Below are 15,802 nucleotides of genomic sequence, written 5' to 3'. Positions count from 1 at the left end.
CTTCGGCCTGTTTGAGCACGGCGATGATCTGGCTGTCGGTGAAGCGGGATGTCTTCATGGAACCTCCTCGGAAAAGGGTACGAGAAAATTCCACTTCTGGCGTCAGCTAACCTGCGGGGGGATTACCCAGGCGGCAATCGAGTGGATCGCTGCGATTGGCCTGCATCGGTGGCAATTCGCGTGCACGGTTGGACGCCAATGCATGCAGACGACGGCTATCGATCCATTGCGCTGCATCATCGGGCACGTCGTGCGGTTTGACCTGCGTGCGCCCGCGCAGACGCCCGACCCAGTCCCAGCCCATCGCCGACACCGCGCGAAACCATGGCGTGCGGAATCCGGCGTCAGTGACCAGGATCGGACGCACATCGTCTGGAATCAGTGCCCTGAGCTGCTGCAAGAAGCGTTTTTCTGCGCCGGGCGATCCCTGCTGTTTCCCGGCAACCACCATGTCCAGCAAGGTGAGTGTGCGTCCACCGATCGGCACGGCGGCGCGCAGCAGGCACCATGACTTGTCCGGCTTCAAATCGCTTCAGTCGATGACGATCACCGGCTGGTCGCCGCGCAGTAGCCAATGCGCCATGTCCCGCTCGATCATGGATCGCTCGGCCTGCAACCTGCGATTGCACAGCAGGCGGTCGCATGCCTTGTACCCGCGTCGCGCCAGGCCACGCGCGTGCAATGTCGATCAGGGTCAGCCGACCTCCGTGCAACAGCCCTTCAACCGCGCGCAGCAAGGCGCGTTGGCGTAACGCATGCATGCCGGAGAGTGAGTTAGACAGGCACTTCTGCAATACTTCGCTGGCGCGCATGGTCGGCACTCTTCTCTGGCTTAGAGCAGCTAACAAAACTACTGCGCAACCGCCAGGCGGGCGCGGCCTGTGCTCGGAATCCTCATGTACCACTCGTACACTGCGGTTCCTGCGCGCCGTCCGCGCCCACCTGACGGCTGCTCGCTACGTTTTGTTAGCCGCTCTTAGTCACCTTGAAGCGCGCCCCATGCGCGCACCTTCTTCCACCGCCTGGCCCACCAAGTGCTTGATCTCGAAGGAAGAAATGTGGGGAAATCTCAGGGTCAGGTTAACTTATTAGTCGGCGATGTCAGGTTTGCGTGGCCGATGAGCGGGCCTGACGCCTGCAAAGCGGTGGGTCTTGGCTTGGATCATTGCGCGGAAGGCGTCGTGGCCCAGGGCTCGCTGCTGCTGTAGATGAAGACGAATGTTGGCGAGCAGTTCGTCGGAGAGGGCTTCATCGAGCAGGGCACGGTAGGCGTTGGATCGCTCGATCAGGTCGCTGCCAAGCGCAAACCAACAGGGATGCGGTGCCAGCGCGGAGTGCTTGCGCTGGCCTAGGTTGGCTGGGCAACTGGGCCAGCGATACGCCGCCGGGTTGTCGGCCAGGCGAGCACGCACCGGATTGAGCTCAATGTAGCGATAGCAGCGAAGGACGTCGTCCGCACTGTCCACAAGACATGCTTTGTACCGTCCTTCCCATAGCGTACCCGTGCGCCCGTGGCGGCCATTGAACAATGCGACGTAGTTTTGAAGCGTCCTCGTTAATTCCATCCACCTGGAAGTAGAGTTCCACCCCAAGGAGCTCTGCATGGAGAAGTCGAAGTTCACCGAAGAACAGCTGGTCCGGATCCTTAAAGAGGTCGAGGCCGGTGCAAAGGTCGGCGAGACCTGTCGCAAGCACGGGATCAGCGAGCCGACCTATTACGTCTGGAAGTCCAAATATGCCGGCATGGAGGTGTCGCAGTTGCCGCGTCTGAAGGACGTGGAAGCCGAGTTGGCCCGGATCAAGCGCATGTATGCCGAGCTGGCACTGGATCACCACGCGCTCAAGGACGTGCTGTCGCGAAAAGGTTGAGCCAGGCTCGTCGACTGCAATTGAGTCTGGTCATGCAAACCGCTCACGGCCTCAGTGCCCGTCGAGCTGATCGGGTGTTGCAGCTATCCCGATCTGCACGGCATTACCGTCCGCGCCAGCGCGACGATGGCCCGCTCATCGCCGCAATCCAGGCGCACCTGGAGAACAACCCCGAACACGGTGTTGGCCTGCTGATGGAGTGGGCATTGCGGCCGAGGGGCTGGGGCTGGCCCCGCGCCTGGCGGGTCTACACCACGCTCAAGCTCAAGCTTCCACGTCGCGGCAAGCGCTGGCTGCCTGATCGCGTCCGCGCGACGCTGGAGATCCCACAAGCGGCGAACCACACTTGGCCGGCGGACTTCATGTCCGATGCTCTATGGTCTGGGCGTCGCTTCCGCACCTTCAACATCAACGATGACTTCAATCGCGAATCGATGAAGATCTTGGTTGATTGCTTTTTGAAACGTATCAATAGCCTCCCGGATCACAGTGCGGCGACGGCCTACCCACGATTATTGCCAACATGAATATCGGGAATCAGATTACGGCACGCACCGTGACCGTCACTTCGGGCGAAACCGGGCGAGCGAGCAGCAAGGTCGTTGTGGAGCTGTCCGGTCGCCCCGATCCGCGGTGGCAATCGTGCTTCCACTTCGTCGTGCAGGGCCGCGATGGCTTTTACATGGAAGGCCGCCCGATCTTCGACCAGTCAAACGTCGAAGGTGTGGTGCCAGCCGGGCAGCTAGATGCCTTTCGGCACGAATTGCCGGAGGTTTTGGCCTTGACCAACACGCTTGCGCGCGCGCAAGCCATCAAGGATGCGGATCGGCGATAGCGCAGAGCCTGCGACGCCTGCCGGGATGATTGCAGCGTGAGTCGGCCATGCACCGTGCGGCAAAAACTGCACAAGGCGCGGGTCATCTGCTATGCCGCTGGAAGGAAGCTTTCTTCCATCTTGCGTAGATGCGACTGCAGGCGCGCCCGGCTGTTTGGAACACATCTATCCACGCTTTACATCGTCAGATGCCGCTCAACATCGAGGGCTGTCTGGAGACGGTGCGAACATGGCCGGTCTATGTGTCGAAGTATGCAGAGCGTTGCGGCCACATCGCGGGCAAAAGCGTATCGCTCGGCCAGGCAGATGTGATGCCTTCGGTGATATGTGCCTCACTTGGGCGTGGCACTTGCACCGGAGTTCAAGAATTCACGCAACCTGCCGCTAGTACACGCCAACCAAGAGGTTCGATGGAACTGTGGAGGCTGTGTTGAACGTGATGATTCGATTGCTCGTTGTGTCCTTGGCGGCTGCGTGTGTCGCCCCCGTACTGGCTGCCGAACAAGCGCCTGCGCAGATCGATGGCACGGGTGCGCGCATCCGCATGTTTGGTCAGAACGGCGTGGGAATCGTGTTGTACAAGGACGCTGTGTGTACCGCCATGTATGGCGAGAAGGTGCGTGCGTCCGGTTCGTTGGGGAGTGCGTTCGGCTCGCTGATGGGGTCGGTGAAGAACCAGGCGATCGGCATTCCGGAGACCCAGAACACGCGCAACCTGCACGAGCGCAAGATGATCGGTTCCAAGCCGTTCTACAAGGAATATGCGATCGAAGCTGGCAAGCCGGTGGTGGTGGAAGCCGGTGCCAGTTCGCCGGCGCATTGGACCAGCACGCCGGGCTTCAAAAGCGGTTGGACATGCGGGCCGTTGCTGGCGTCCACCTTTGTTCCGGAGGCTGGTGCCGATTACGAGGTTGCGTTGGACCTGGACTTTCGCAACTCGGTCTGCACCTTTGCGGTCAAGCGGGTTGCCGCTGATGGGCAGGTGACGCCTGTCGATGTTGCGCCCGTCTCCAAAGACTGCAAATAGTTTGCAGGGTTGCATCCGCTCAGGATGTGGCTAGCGAACGATGTGCGGGCCAACGACTAGACGTTGGCCTGCACGGTTGCAGCACGCGGGGAAAAAGCAAGCATGGCATCCCTGCCGACAGGCGTGGCACTACATGCACGACGAGTCGTTGATGCCGTTTCCCACCTCTGCACTGGATGTGTTGACGATGTGGTCGACGCGTTTCGTGCACGCACGTGCAGTCTGTGTCACTGCGCATCGCGCCAACAGCGCCGGATGCCCGACAGCGTCAACCGAACACTGTTTTTGCTGGTGGTGAGGAATACGCGTGCCGGTAAGGATCGCCAGGCACCCGCCTTCGCGCCTCACCAATCGGTCGGCGCGTAATCCTTCAAGAACTGCCCCCACACATGCTCGCCGGTGTTGAAACCGTGGATGATCGGGTCGACGATGCGCGCCGCGCCGTCGACGATATCCAGCGGTGGGTGGAAGCGTTCCTGCTGCACCTTCAGTGCGGCAATCTCTGCCGGATCTTCGTCGGTGACCCAACCGGTGTCCACGCTGTTCATATGGATGCCGTCGTTCTGGTAATCGGCCGCCGAGGTGCGCGTCATCATGTTCAACGCAGCCTTGGCCATGTTGGTGTGCGGGTGACGCGTGGTCTTGAAATTGCGATAGAACTGGCCTTCCATCGCGGAGACATTGACGATGTGCTTGTCGCGCTCGGGCGTACGCAGCATCAGCGGCTTGAGCCGCGCGTTGATGATGAAGGGTGCGATGGCGTTGATCAACTGCGTTTCCAACAGCTCCACCGACGGCACTTCTGCCATCAACAGGCGCCAGGAATTACGACCGCGCAAATCGACCTGTTGCAGGTCCTGATCCAGGCGGCCGTCGGGGAACAGATGCTGCTGGCCCACCAGTTCGTCATCCAGCATCGCGATCTGCGACAGCTCCGCGGCGCGGGTGAGGCCGTCGGCACTGTCCATGCCACGTCCGTGCACTGCCGGCAACGCAGTGGCCGAAGCATCGCGGAGCAACTCCGGAGTGCGCAGGCCTTCGTAATGACCGACAAGGTTCCGCACGGTCTCCGGCAATTCGTGCAATGCGGCGGTTTCGCCGGCCATCATGTGCGTGTAGAACTGCGGCGGGCGGCGCACGGTCTGGCAGGCGTTGTTGATGATGAAATCCAGGCGCTCGCGCGTGGCCAGCAGTTCATTGCAGAAGGCTTCCACGCTGGGGGTGTGGCGCAGGTCCAGGCCGAACACCTGCAAACGATGGCCCCATTGCGCGAAGTCCGGTTCCTGCGCATAGCGCGCAGCCGAATCGCGCGGGAAGCGCGTGGTGACAATCAACTCTGCGCCGGCACGCAGCAACTTCAAGCCCGCTTGGTACCCGATCTTGACGCGCCCGCCGGTCAGCAAGGCAATGCGCCCGCGCAGGTCGGCGGTCTCGGTGCGCTTAAAGAAATTCAGCTCCGCACAGGCCGGGCACATCTGGTCGTAGAAATGATGCAGCTCGGTGAACTTCTGCTTGCACACATAGCAATGACGCAACTCGGGCGAATGCGTGGGCTCGGGCGCGGCAGCGGCATTCTCGCGGTTATGCGTGTCGTGCAGGCCGGCAGTATGCGGCGGGAAATAGTTCGGCGTGCTGAATACCGGCTTGCGTCGCAGTGCGCGGATGCCGCGTTGTTCCAGCAGTGCTTCGGCCTTGCGCACCTTTTCCTGGTGGCGCTCGCGCTCGCGCTGCTTGAGCAACTGCCGCCGTGCTTTCGGCTCGGGGTGATAGACCTTTGCGACCACCTGGTGCAGCCGCACGCGGTCGGCTTCGGGCAGTGTGTCCAGCACGCTGCGGTCGGCTTCGATGGCCTCCAGCAGATCCAGCGCCGCGCGCAGGCGGTCGGTCAGGGGCAGGTCGTCGTCGGGCAAGGGCGGGGCGTTGGTGTTCAAGGTCGATCCGGAATGAGCGGCTGGCGGCGGAGGCAATGATGGCCGGTGGCCAGCGGGGGAAAACGATGACGGCTGCGCGGGCGGGGAGCGCGCCACTGCGTGTTGCCGCTGGCCGACGTCGGCAGGCTGGCATTTTCGCCGATTGTGGGTGGTTGGCGCCAATGCGGGTGTCTGAGCGGGTCAGCCAGGGCGCTGCCGCGCCATTGTGCCAGCGGTACCAAACTACATGTGGAAGGTTCGCGTTGCTTGCCTGCTGTCAGGCACGTGCACTGAGGTGCTGCGTATGCCTGCGCCCCATCACTGATGATGGCCTCTCACACGCGCGCAATCCAGGCGAGCTGCTCACGCAGCCTGCAACGTCGGTGGGCTACGGTCGTCGTTGATTGGAATGGCGGGAGAAAGCGCGATGGGTTTGTTGGTCGATGGCAAGTGGCAAGACAGTTGGTATGACACCAGCAAGAGTGAGGGGCGGTTCGAGCGCTCGCAGTCCAAGTTTCGTAACTGGGTCACGTGCGATGGCAGTGCCGGTCCGCACGGCGAGGGTGGCTTTCAGGCCGCTTCAGGGCGTTACCACCTGTATGTGTCGCTTGCCTGCCCGTGGGCGCATCGCACGCTGCTCTTTCGTCGTTTGAAAGGCCTGGAGTCGATGATCGATGTATCTGTCGTGCATTGGTTGATGGGAAAAAATGGTTGGACTTTCGCCGACGGGCCGGGTGTGATTGGCGGCATCGAGCATCATGCGCAGTATCTGTACGAGGTGTACCTCAAGGCCGACCCGCATTATTCCGGGCGGGTGACCGTGCCGGTGTTGTGGGACCGCGAGCGCAAGACAGTGGTGAGCAACGAGTCGGCCGATATCATCCGCATGTTCAATAGCGCCTTCGATGAGGTTGGGGCGACGGAAGGCGATTTTTATCCGCAGCCGCTGCGTGAGCAGATCGATGCGGTCAACGCACGTGTCTATGACACCGTCAACAATGGCGTGTACAAGGCAGGCTTTGCGACTACCCAGGCAGCCTATGAAGAAGCGGTGGTGCCGCTGTTCGAAAGCCTGGATTGGTTGGAAGCACGCCTGAGCGCGCAGCGCTATCTTTGCGGCGATCGCCTCACCGAAGCGGACTGGCGCCTGTTCACCACGCTGGTGCGCTTCGATGCGGTGTACGTGGGGCACTTCAAGTGCAATCTGCGGCGCATCGCCGATTACCCGCACTTGTCGGGATTCCTGCGCGAGCTTTATCAGATGCCGGGGATTGCCGAGACGGTGAACTTCCAGCACATCAAGGGTCATTACTACCAGAGTCACGAGACCATCAACCCGACCGGTATCGTGCCGATGGGGCCACTGCTGGATCTGGATGCGCCCCATGGGCGTGGTGGCTGACTTGCATGTTCGACATGGCGTGTTCGCTGCGCACCCATACGATTCGCAGGATGACGTCATGCTCAATCATGTGATGGTGGGCTCGAACGATCGCGCGTACGCGTGCGTTTTACGACGCGGTGTTAGAGGGCGTCTTCGGGGCACCTGCGCCGTTCGTCAATCAGGCGGCCTCGGGGCATACACGCCTGTTCTATCGGCATGCGGGCAGCACCTTTTGTGTGAGCGAGCCGATTGACGATGCACCAGCACGCCCTGGCAACGGTGCAACGGTTGGCTTGCAGCTCAGGCCTGGTGGCGTGACTGCAGAACAAGCGCCGGCACTACCGTGGCCTGCACGTCCACCGGCAGGTCTTCCATCACCAGCCCGAAGTAAGTAGCGGTAGGTTATCGCTTCGCCGCATCACGCATGATCAGCGTCGCCGCACCTAACGAAATCGCATCTTCGACAACGCCGGTGCTGGTCTGGCCGTAGCGCTCGATCGCACGCATCCGTGCGTTGAAGGTGAGATAGGCAGCTGCAACTGCGGTCGTTGCACCGAGCAGCGCGGCAATGCCGCGTTGCTCGCGCGGTGCCAAGGCGGTGCCCACGATGACGCCTGTGGCGATGCGGGCGATCATTCCCGGGAGCACGATGCGGTCTGGCGCGGTCTTCATCTTGTCGCCGGCCAATTCGCCGCCAGCCAGTGCCAGCATGCCGGCCGATGCCAGGGGATTGGCGAGCAATGCGGGCGCGCCATTGTCGGCAGGCAGCTTGCCGGTGCGTGCAGCATTGGCGACGGCGGCCAGCGGCGTCATCGAGCGCATGCCGGCAACAGCGCCCATCAAAATGGAGTGGATCAAAGCCATGTGCACCTCTGCATGTGCGCGATCATCGCAGCCGGAATGCGCTGCGTGTGGCACGTGGTTATCACTCTGCGCAGACTAGGGCGTGACATGTGTGGGAGTTGGCAAGACCTTGTGCACGCCGCGCATCGGTTGCGCCCGCATGCCGATGGTTTGCCGGATGCAATGCGCCGCCAGACTATCTGGCGGCATTGTTGCTCCTGTGGCATGGGTGCACAGCTCTGCCGCGTGTGCCTGATCGCAGCGGAGGCCTTCGCTTTGGGGTGTTGATCAACATCCTGCAATGCGATCTTGCAGAATCATTGCTCGGCGAACTGACCCTGGCGCCATGCCAGCCAGACAACCGCCAAACCCACGGCGAGGCAAACAAGCATTGCCGGAAGCGATGCCTCAGGGCCGAACGCATGCCTGTACGGCGCAAGTTACGGCGGCTATGCCGCGTTGATGGGTGTGGCCAAGGAGCCAACCCTGCACCGCTGCGGCGCTGGCTATGTGGGCGTCTACGATCTGGACATGATGGCGCGCGATACCGGGCGCTACGCGCGTTGGGCAAAGAACTGGACCGGCGACTGGCTCGGCGCGCGCGACACCCTGGCCGCACGTTCGCCGGTCAATCTAGCCAATCAGATCAAGGTGCCGGTGTTTCTTGCCGCCGGCGGCAAGGAAGAGCGTGCGCCGATTGAACACACCAAACGTGTGGAGCGTGCACTCAAGGGAGCTGGTGTACCGGTGGAGTCGCTGTACTTCCCTAACGAGGGCCACGGGTTCTACACCGAGCCACATCGTCGCGAGTACTACACGCGCTTGCTGGCGTTTTTGAGCAAGCAGCTCGGTGGCAGCACGGCGAAATAAGAGCGGCTGATAACGACTGCGCAGCCGCCAGGCGAGTGCAGTCGGTGCTCGGAATCGGCATGTGTCACTCTTGCACGCCGGTTCGTCCGCGCCCACCTGACGACCGCTCGCTACGTTGCGTTAGCCCTTCTCAGTGGCCACACGTGTCATCGGGGTTTGCCCGCATGATACGTGTGGCTTAGCGACGTGAGGTTGCTCACTCTTAGCCGTGCACCTAGCGCAGCATCGGCCACCGCACAGCCTCCACGCCGCTCAATTCGCCGGCATCGGCTTCATCTGGTACTGCGCCGGCGGGGTGGCGCCAAGCAGGTACTGCACGAAATAGTCCCAGCGGCGGCGGGTGACGTACGGGGTGAGATCGCCATAGCCGTGCTTGGCGTTGGGCAGCATCAGCATGTCGAAGTTCTTGTTGGCCTTGATCAAGGCATCGGCCACCAGCAAGGTGAGGTACGGCGGCACGTTGTCGTCCAGGGTGCCATGCACCAACATCAACCGGCCTTTGAGCTTGCTGGCGTGGTTGGCGTTGGCCTGGTCGTCGTAATTGGACGTGCCATCTTTGTTGACAATGTGCTCGCCGTGATACTTCTCGGCCCAGTCGTCTTCGTAGCCGCGGTTGTCGTGATTGCCGCTTTCCGACCAGGCCACCTTGAAGAAATCCGGATAGCGCAGCATCGCACCGGTTGAAGCATTGCCGCCGCCGGAATGGCCCCAGATGCCGACGCGATCCAGGTCGATCCAGGGATAACGCTGACCAAGCTCCTTCAAGCCGGCGACCTGGTCGGGCAAGGTGTTATCGCCCATGTTGGCGTACCAGGTGTCGTGGAAACTCTTGGAGCGCCACGGCGTGCCCATGCCATCGATGGCCACCACGATAAAGCCCAGTTCTGCCAGCGACTGGTTGTCGCCATGGCCGGCGAGGAAACTACGCCCACGCACCGAGCCGGTCTGCGGGCCCGGGTAGACGTAATCGATGACCGGATACTTGCGCGTCGGGTCGAAGTGGGTGGGCTTGAACATCAACCCATACAACGTGGTCTTGCCATCGCGTGCCTTCACCGTAATGGGCTCCGGCGGCACCCAGCCGGCAGCCTTGAGGCGGGTGATATCAGCCGTGACAATGGTGCTGACGGTGCGGCCGTCGCCGGCCTCGCGCAGCAGCGTGACCGGCGGCGTCACCGAGGTGGAATAGGTGTCGACAAAACGTGCGCCATCGGGCGACAGCGCGATGCTGTGGTTGGCGGGTTCGGGCGTGAGCAAGACCGGCTCGCCGCCATCCAGGCTCACTTTCCACAGCTGTTGGTAGTACGGGTCCACGCCCGCGCTGCGGCCAACGCCGACAAACCATGCGGTGCGCGTGGCCGGGTCCACGCGTAGCAGCTCGGTGACGTTGCCTTCGCCGGTGGTGATGGCGCGCTTGGGTTTGCCGGTGGCCAGATCGTAGAGATACAGCTGGCCCCAATCGCTGCGTTCGGAGAACCACACCGCCTCATTGCTGGCCGGCAGATACGCCCAGTTGGCGGCGACCTGGCCGCTTTCGTAATAGGTTTTGACGGTTTCGTTGAAGGCGGTACGCACCGCGCCCGTGCTGGCATCGGCGATGCGCAACCAGGTTTGCTTGTGGAAGTGCGAGGTGGAGGCGAACGCCAGGGTCTTGCTGTCCGGTGCCCACTTCACATCGTCCCACAGGCCCGGCGAGCAGCTCACGTCGTCGCACAACGTGGAACGGTGTTGATCCGGCGGTGTTTTCAGGCGCAGCACGCTGCGGGTGGGCACGTCGATGATGACGCGCTCGATCAATGTCACGTCCTTGTCGCCGGCCAGCGGATATTTCCACGACTGCAGTTCCGGGTGCCCCAGCTTGGTGCTGACCAGATACATGTCCCCGGTCTTGCGCTGGTCCTGCTGGAAGGTGGCGATCTTGCTGGAGTCCGGCGACCACGCCACGATGGCATTGTCGGTGTGCTGCCAGCCGGCGTTGTCGGTGGCATAGCCGAAGTTTTCCACACCATCGCGGGTGAGCTGGGTTTCCTGCCCGCTGGCGAGATCGCGCACCCACAGGTTCCAGTCGCGAATGAAGGCCTCGCTGCGCTTGTCCGGCGACAACACGCCCGGTTCCGGTTGGTCCTTGGCGTACAGCTTGCTGCAACGCGCACGCGCATCGCAGACCACCGCGGTATCGCGCACATTGAGGCGGTAGCGACCATCGGCGGTGACCTTGACCACCGGCGCGAAGGTGTCGGCCTTGAGCGGTCTGTCGCCGGTCTTCAGCAGCGTGTTGAGCGAAGCGACCAGCGCAGACTGTTTGAAGAGCGGTGCGGTCTTGCCGGTGCTGGTATCCAGCTGCAGCAGCCGGTTGCCCTTGGCATCGTGATCGACATAAGCCACATGCGTGGCGTCCAGCCAGTCGATGCGGCTGGCGGCGTGGTCCACCAGCGGCTGTGCAGCGTAGTTGATCAGCCGCTCGGCGCGCGCGTAGTCGGCCTCGGTAACGGCAGGGGTCTGGGCGCTGGCGAGTGCCGGTAGGGTGGCCAGGGCGATGGCGACGAACAGGTGCCGCAACGGCAACGGGGTGGGCATGAAAGACTCTCCGGGACGAAAGGAGCGCGCACTGCGGTCGGCGCGACCGTCCGATGCTACCCGCAGTGAGGGCTGGCTGCCTCTGCCAGAAGTCGTGCTTGCGCGGTTGGCGACTGTGGCGGGCCGCATGCGTTTCGGCGACCGAGTGGGCGTGGCCGAAGCGGGGGTGACATGCGATCCACCGGTTGCCGTGCGGATCGCTTGGTCTGGCACTGTTACAGCATGACCCTGAGGTGCGTCGAGCTCGATGCCCATCGAGGGAGAGACACCCGTGGACTGCACGTGGGCTGGTGACCGGTCAGCGGCTAATTACGAGAGCGTCGCCGCCATGAACTACGCTTCTTTGCGTCCATGGATGACCATGTTGGCCCGATCTTGGGTTTACTGAACGCACGCACATTGACTGGAGGCCGTCTGATGTCCCGGTTCCGCCGCTTGGCACTGTCCCCCTTTATCAAGGCGCAGCCGCCGCACAAGACGCAGCCTGCCCCGGCGGATCTGATTGCCGCATATGCGCCGGTGCTGCCTGCGAGGTCTACGAGATCGATCAGATGGTGTTATCGATGCAGATGCTGCGGGTCAGCAAGGTCGATGCGTTGGCGCTGCACAGCCGGCTTCGCGATGCGGTCGACGGGTCTGCAACCGTTGCCACTGCACCCACGACCAATGGTAATGCAGTGCCCGCAGAGCAGCGCGCAATGTTCGAGAGCCTCTTCAACGAGCCACAGTCCAGCAACGACCTGCACGGCGTGTACTTGTCGTCGTATATCGATTGGCATCGCATGGTGGCGCTCGAGCCAGACGGCCAGTATCGCCTGCTGTTCTGGAAAATCGATCATCGCAGTCGTGCACGCACCAATGTGCGCGCGTATGCGGGCAGCTATGAGCTGACGTACACCGAGATGGGCGACCGACAGGTGACGCTGGATATTCGGTTGCGCAGCGATTCCAGTGGTAGCGATGCCAACGATACGCAACTGGTGGTTATGCGCTCGGGGACCGACATGTTTCTGCTGCGCGCCGACGAACTGGCAGACATGGCAACGGCCATGGATGGCTCGAAAACGTTGGGCCGCAGCGAGTACTACTTTCGCAAAGTGACGTTGAGCGATGCATTTGTCGAGGAACCATCCGGTGGACGCGCCGCGCCGCCGCTTGCCGATCTTCCACGTGCGTTACAGCAACGGGTGAATGCCGAAGCGATCATCGCCACCATCACCCATGTGGACGACATCGCCCCCGACGTTGAAGACAACCGTGCCGGCGCCGTCATGTGTACATTGGACCGAGGCGAGGACGATGGGCTGCGCATGAACATGCCGCTGCGCTCGCCGCCAAACACGGGGCGTGACCTGTATGGCTGGGTCTGGGAGATGCACTCTGCCGCGTGTCGGGTCGCCATCAAATACCAACGCGGTGGCGATGGCAAGGTGGACCATGGTCCTGTTGTCGGCGATGTGCTGACCAGTCGCCTGAGCGGGGCATGAGATGCCGGTGCGCAGCGCAGGCAGTGCTCGCAGCGCGGCAAGCCAGTCGCTTACTTGCTCATGCAGCGCTTCCAACGCTCGTTCACCCGCTGCGCAAACCAGGCGGTGGTGAGCGTGCGGGTGATCTTGGGGCTTTCCAGGGTGATGCCTGGCAGCACCGCGCGCGGTAGCGACATACCGGCGCTGCGCTCGGCCAGCGCGAACACCTGGCGATACAGCGCGGTGTCTGCGAAATCAGCGGTGTTGCCTGCCTCCAGTGCGCGGCGGATCTCGCGGTCGCTCATCGCCAGCTGGCTGCCCAGGCTGCGTGCGGCGCGCTCGGTACTGCCTGGTGCATCCAGGCTGGCGCCCGGCGTGAGCAGATCGCCGTCCAGAGCCAGTGCAATCCCGCTGGCCTTGCTTAGCGCGGCCTGGAAGGCGGCGTTGCGGCTGGCGTACCAACCGGCATTGAAATCGGCGAAGCGATACAGTAGCGCGTCGTAGTTGGCTGGGTACCCCAGCAGATGCAGCGTGCCGAACCACAGCCCGCCACGGCGGCTGAAGACTTCATGGCGGATCGAATCACCGGGCGGGTAGGGATAGCGCTGCGCGTGCTGTTCTGCGAACGCGATGCTCACCTGCATCGGCCCGGCGGTATGCACCGGGTTGAACCCGTCGAACAACCGCGCGCCCAACGGCACGCTGCCGGTGAAGTCTTCGAAGATGCGGCTCAATGCCTGCTCGGTGCGTGCGGCAGCGATGCGCGTGGCATAGCTGCGGCCATCCGGCGAATTCAGACGCAAGGCGGCATCGACCATGAAAGCTGGGATGTGGTGCGCACTGGCGCGGCGGTCGATCTCCGCACGCGCGATCTTGCCCAGGTTGGGCACCACCGGATTGGCCTGGTAGGTCGACTCCTGCTCGGTCACTGCCAGCACTGCGCAAATGTGCTCGGCGCTGGTGTCCAACGCCTGCGAAGACAGCGCCACATACACATCGCTGGCCCAGCCGGCGCGGTCGGGCAAGGTTGCCGGTAGGCGCCGCGCGATATCGGCCTTGACCGCATCCGGCGAACGTTGCGGTGCGCGCGGCGCCTGGGTAGCGCAGGCCGATAGCAAGGCGATGACGAGCAGCGTGAGCAGGCGGGGCAGGGGCAAGGTCACGGCGTCTCCGGAAGATCGAGGGGCGGCAGCTGCCGTACGCCAGTTTACGCGGCGCGCCTGCGGGAGCCTTCATCTTGCTTATGCGTGAGGCTGCATTGCCCTTGCATACCAACGGCAGCAGGATTGGGAAAAGATATATTGGAGTGCTAGTTGCATTGCTTCAGGTGCATTGCTTCAGTTGCATCGCGAAGTCAGGCGATTGAGTCGTTCTGGATGCCGTTTCAAGCATTGCGGTGTGCTGCGTTATCCAACCAAGCATGTCCGGCGAGATGTCGGGAGACCGACGGCATTCATTGATAGCACTCAATGCTCGGCTGCAGACCTAGGCAGCGAGTGCCTGTACGGCAGCCCTGAAAGCGCCCAGCAATTCCCGCCCCAACGCCGTCCCCAGCGGGTCTACGCCGATGCAAGCACCATCTGACTCATTTCGTCATCGAGACTCAAGACTGGCCCACTCGGGCCGACAACGAACGCGTCCGCTTCCGCGTCGATCACGGGATCTGTCGCGTGCGTCGGTCATCATTGCAGTTGTATGACATTGGGAATATTGCGATTTCGCCGCAGATTCGGCTGGATTTCATCGCTGTCCAAACGTGGGAGTGCTTGAAATGCCGCAGCAACCAGCAAGCCGCCACGCGCGTGGAGGTGGAACGACCTCGGCGTGCGCGCGCTGCGGCCCGTCATCGACGTGATGGCGCGATGAGCCTGCTTGTCGCCCGGTGGCGCGTGCTCCCTGCGTTTGTGTTGCTGCTAGGCAGCGCCGTGGCGTTGGCGCAGCCGCAGCCGCAGCCGTGGAAGACGATCGAGGCGGCAGCCATCGACGACCCTGTGGCCGCATTGCAGATCGCGCAAGGCGCACTGCAGCGGGCTAGTCGCGATCATGAAGTGGATGCCGAATTCTGGGCTTTGCTGGCGCAGGCACGCGTGCTCATTTCGTTGGAAGACAGCGAACGCCGCCAGGTCGTGCTTGTGCAAGCGCGCGGGAAGCTCGACCAGTTGCACGGCAACGCCACGCAAGCGCAGCTGTGGTTGGACATCGTGCAGGCGCTCAGCGATGTGCGCGAAAATCCCAATCGCATCATGGTGGCGCGCTTGGAAGCACTACGCCAACGCACGCGCGCGCTGGGCCGCAACGACCTGCTGTGCGAAGTGGAGGCGATCGACATGTGGAGCATGCTTGCTTCAGGCAGCAGCGATGAATCCTGGAGCGCGGCGCAGGCCAGTTATCAATGTGCGGCGCGCGAGAAGATCCTGGTGCTGGAGCTCGATGCGTTGACGCAACTCGGGTCATTGGCCAGCCGCGTCGGTGGCCGCGCCGCCGAAGACAATGAAACCGAGGACTACCTGCAACACGCGCTCTCGCGCCTGCATGATCAGCCGGCACGCTTCCAGCGCAGCCTGATCGAATACGAGTTCGGCACTGTGCTGGCGGCACGCCAACCCGAAGCGGCGTTGCTGCATTTTCAGGCGCGCGTTGGCACTCAGCCGCGAGCTGCGCGACCAGGCCGGCGTGGCTGCAGCGCTGACCAGCGCCAGCGAGGCCCTGATCGAAACCGGCGATGCCGCCTCTGCAGTGACGATGGCGCGTGAGGCGCTGCCATTGATGCAGAAACAAGACAACATCGGTCGCGTGGCGGCGTGCCACGCCGTCTTGCTGCAGGCCTTGACCGCGTTGAAGGCCGACGATCTTGGTGCCCAAATCATCGCCGCCAAGGCCGCAGACGACCCTAAGGAAACTCTGAACAACTCCCCTTGATCCTGCGACAATCACACAGACGCAACGGACAACGACGATGCAACTGACCTTCGGCGATGCGGAGTACAACGGCAAGCGCAAGCGGACGCGGCGTGAGGTGTT

General features: G+C 62.6%; 10 protein-coding genes, 2 other RNA genes and 6 pseudogenes. 11 read left to right on the top strand and 7 right to left on the bottom strand.

What is annotated here, in order from left to right:
- Nucleotides 1-127: 127 nt before the first annotated feature.
- Nucleotides 128-812, bottom strand: a pseudogene (locus NX05_RS16215) (IS4 family transposase); the annotation flags it as partial.
- An 84-nt stretch (nucleotides 813-896) separates the two neighbouring features.
- On the opposite strand from NX05_RS16215, the gene NX05_RS16220 reads away from it, so the two are divergent.
- Nucleotides 897-972, top strand: a non-coding RNA gene (locus NX05_RS16220) — sX9 sRNA.
- Nucleotides 973-1,088: 116 nt separating this feature from the next.
- On the opposite strand, the gene NX05_RS16210 is transcribed toward NX05_RS16220, so the two are convergent.
- The gene (locus NX05_RS16210) at nucleotides 1,089-1,622 is read right to left on the bottom strand and encodes a transposase (RefSeq protein ID WP_230597810.1); all 534 of its coding nucleotides are present in this window, start codon (nucleotides 1,620-1,622) and stop codon (nucleotides 1,089-1,091) included.
- On the opposite strand from NX05_RS16210, the gene NX05_RS16205 reads away from it, so the two are divergent.
- The 4 genes from NX05_RS16205 (at nucleotide 1,603) to NX05_RS16190 (ending at nucleotide 3,731) form a co-directional block, all read left to right on the top strand.
- Complete coding sequence (locus tag NX05_RS16205; protein WP_039435439.1) at nucleotides 1,603-1,869, top strand: transposase; 267 nt, start codon at nucleotides 1,603-1,605, stop codon at nucleotides 1,867-1,869. The two genes, NX05_RS16210 and NX05_RS16205, sit on opposite strands and share 20 nt — an antisense overlap.
- A 32-nt stretch (nucleotides 1,870-1,901) precedes the next feature.
- Nucleotides 1,902-2,396 (top strand): hypothetical protein, encoded by a 495-nt coding sequence (locus tag NX05_RS16200; protein ID WP_104607797.1) that lies wholly within the window; start codon nucleotides 1,902-1,904, stop codon nucleotides 2,394-2,396.
- Complete coding sequence (locus tag NX05_RS16195; protein WP_039435436.1) at nucleotides 2,393-2,704, top strand: hypothetical protein; 312 nt, start codon at nucleotides 2,393-2,395, stop codon at nucleotides 2,702-2,704. The genes NX05_RS16200 and NX05_RS16195 overlap by 4 nt, the downstream gene beginning before the upstream one ends.
- A gap of 439 nt (nucleotides 2,705-3,143) precedes the next feature.
- Entirely contained in the window at nucleotides 3,144-3,731 is a 588-nt protein-coding gene (locus NX05_RS16190; protein ID WP_172645744.1) for a hypothetical protein, read from the top strand.
- Between the two features lie 344 nt (nucleotides 3,732-4,075).
- Here the strand turns inward: NX05_RS16190 and NX05_RS16185 are convergent, their stop codons facing one another.
- Nucleotides 4,076-5,662: an SDR family NAD(P)-dependent oxidoreductase gene (locus tag NX05_RS16185; RefSeq protein ID WP_039435434.1), complete on the bottom strand. Its 1,587-nt coding sequence runs from the start codon at nucleotides 5,660-5,662 to the stop codon at nucleotides 4,076-4,078.
- A gap of 406 nt (nucleotides 5,663-6,068) precedes the next feature.
- On the opposite strand from NX05_RS16185, the gene NX05_RS16180 reads away from it, so the two are divergent.
- A complete protein-coding gene (locus tag NX05_RS16180; RefSeq protein ID WP_039435431.1) occupies nucleotides 6,069-7,043 on the top strand; it encodes a glutathione S-transferase family protein in 975 nt (324 codons plus the stop codon).
- 58 nt (nucleotides 7,044-7,101) lie between these two features.
- Nucleotides 7,102-7,420, top strand: a pseudogene (locus NX05_RS23880) (VOC family protein).
- Nucleotides 7,421-7,427: 7 nt separating this feature from the next.
- On the opposite strand, the gene NX05_RS16175 reads toward NX05_RS23880, so the two are convergent.
- Together NX05_RS16175 and NX05_RS25270 are read right to left on the bottom strand one after the other, a co-directional pair.
- Complete coding sequence (locus NX05_RS16175; RefSeq protein ID WP_039435430.1) at nucleotides 7,428-7,889, bottom strand: DUF4126 family protein; 462 nt, start codon at nucleotides 7,887-7,889, stop codon at nucleotides 7,428-7,430.
- Nucleotides 7,890-8,185: 296 nt separating this feature from the next.
- A pseudogene (locus tag NX05_RS25270) lies at nucleotides 8,186-8,290 on the bottom strand (CPBP family intramembrane glutamic endopeptidase); the annotation flags it as partial.
- Here NX05_RS25270 and NX05_RS16170 point away from each other — a divergent pair.
- Together NX05_RS16170 and NX05_RS22870 are read left to right on the top strand one after the other, a co-directional pair.
- Nucleotides 8,289-8,738, top strand: a pseudogene (locus NX05_RS16170) (alpha/beta hydrolase family protein); the annotation flags it as partial. The pseudogenes NX05_RS25270 and NX05_RS16170 sit on opposite strands and share 2 nt — an antisense overlap.
- A 59-nt stretch (nucleotides 8,739-8,797) precedes the next feature.
- Nucleotides 8,798-8,864, top strand: a non-coding RNA gene (locus NX05_RS22870) — sX9 sRNA.
- A gap of 126 nt (nucleotides 8,865-8,990) precedes the next feature.
- Here NX05_RS22870 and NX05_RS16165 read toward each other — a convergent pair.
- Nucleotides 8,991-11,315 carry a S9 family peptidase gene (locus tag NX05_RS16165; protein ID WP_039435427.1) on the bottom strand — a complete coding sequence of 775 codons (2,325 nt, stop codon included), beginning with the start codon at nucleotides 11,313-11,315 and terminating at the stop codon, nucleotides 8,991-8,993.
- A gap of 521 nt (nucleotides 11,316-11,836) precedes the next feature.
- Here NX05_RS16165 and NX05_RS16160 point away from each other — a divergent pair.
- A pseudogene (locus tag NX05_RS16160) lies at nucleotides 11,837-12,802 on the top strand (GAD-like domain-containing protein); the annotation flags it as partial.
- Between the two features lie 50 nt (nucleotides 12,803-12,852).
- On the opposite strand, the gene NX05_RS16155 reads toward NX05_RS16160, so the two are convergent.
- Nucleotides 12,853-13,944: a DUF1615 domain-containing protein gene (locus tag NX05_RS16155; RefSeq protein WP_039435422.1), complete on the bottom strand. Its 1,092-nt coding sequence runs from the start codon at nucleotides 13,942-13,944 to the stop codon at nucleotides 12,853-12,855.
- Between the two features lie 699 nt (nucleotides 13,945-14,643).
- On the opposite strand from NX05_RS16155, the pseudogene NX05_RS16150 reads away from it, so the two are divergent.
- A pseudogene (locus tag NX05_RS16150) lies at nucleotides 14,644-15,688 on the top strand (GGDEF domain-containing protein); the annotation flags it as partial.
- Nucleotides 15,689-15,802 lie beyond the last annotated feature (114 nt).

Source organism: Xanthomonas vasicola, assembly GCF_000772705.2.
GTDB lineage: Bacteria > Pseudomonadota > Gammaproteobacteria > Xanthomonadales > Xanthomonadaceae > Xanthomonas > Xanthomonas vasicola.
The sequence above is the reverse complement of the archived record's forward strand: the minus strand, read 5'-3'. Positions and strand labels throughout refer to the sequence as shown.

Excerpts from the sequence above, each read along its gene's own strand:
- NX05_RS16205 (WP_039435439.1), top strand. The coding sequence starts at position 1,603 with ATGGAGAAGTCGAAGTTCACCGAAGAACAGCTGGTCCGGATCCTTAAA.
- NX05_RS16195 (WP_039435436.1), top strand. The coding sequence starts at position 2,393 with ATGAATATCGGGAATCAGATTACGGCACGCACCGTGACCGTCACTTCG.
- NX05_RS16190 (WP_172645744.1), top strand. The coding sequence starts at position 3,144 with ATGATTCGATTGCTCGTTGTGTCCTTGGCGGCTGCGTGTGTCGCCCCC.
- NX05_RS16200 (WP_104607797.1), top strand. The coding sequence starts at position 1,902 with ATGCAAACCGCTCACGGCCTCAGTGCCCGTCGAGCTGATCGGGTGTTG.
- NX05_RS16180 (WP_039435431.1), top strand. The coding sequence starts at position 6,069 with ATGGGTTTGTTGGTCGATGGCAAGTGGCAAGACAGTTGGTATGACACC.
- NX05_RS16175 (WP_039435430.1), bottom strand. The coding sequence starts at position 7,889 with ATGGCTTTGATCCACTCCATTTTGATGGGCGCTGTTGCCGGCATGCGC.
- NX05_RS16165 (WP_039435427.1), bottom strand. The coding sequence starts at position 11,315 with ATGCCCACCCCGTTGCCGTTGCGGCACCTGTTCGTCGCCATCGCCCTG.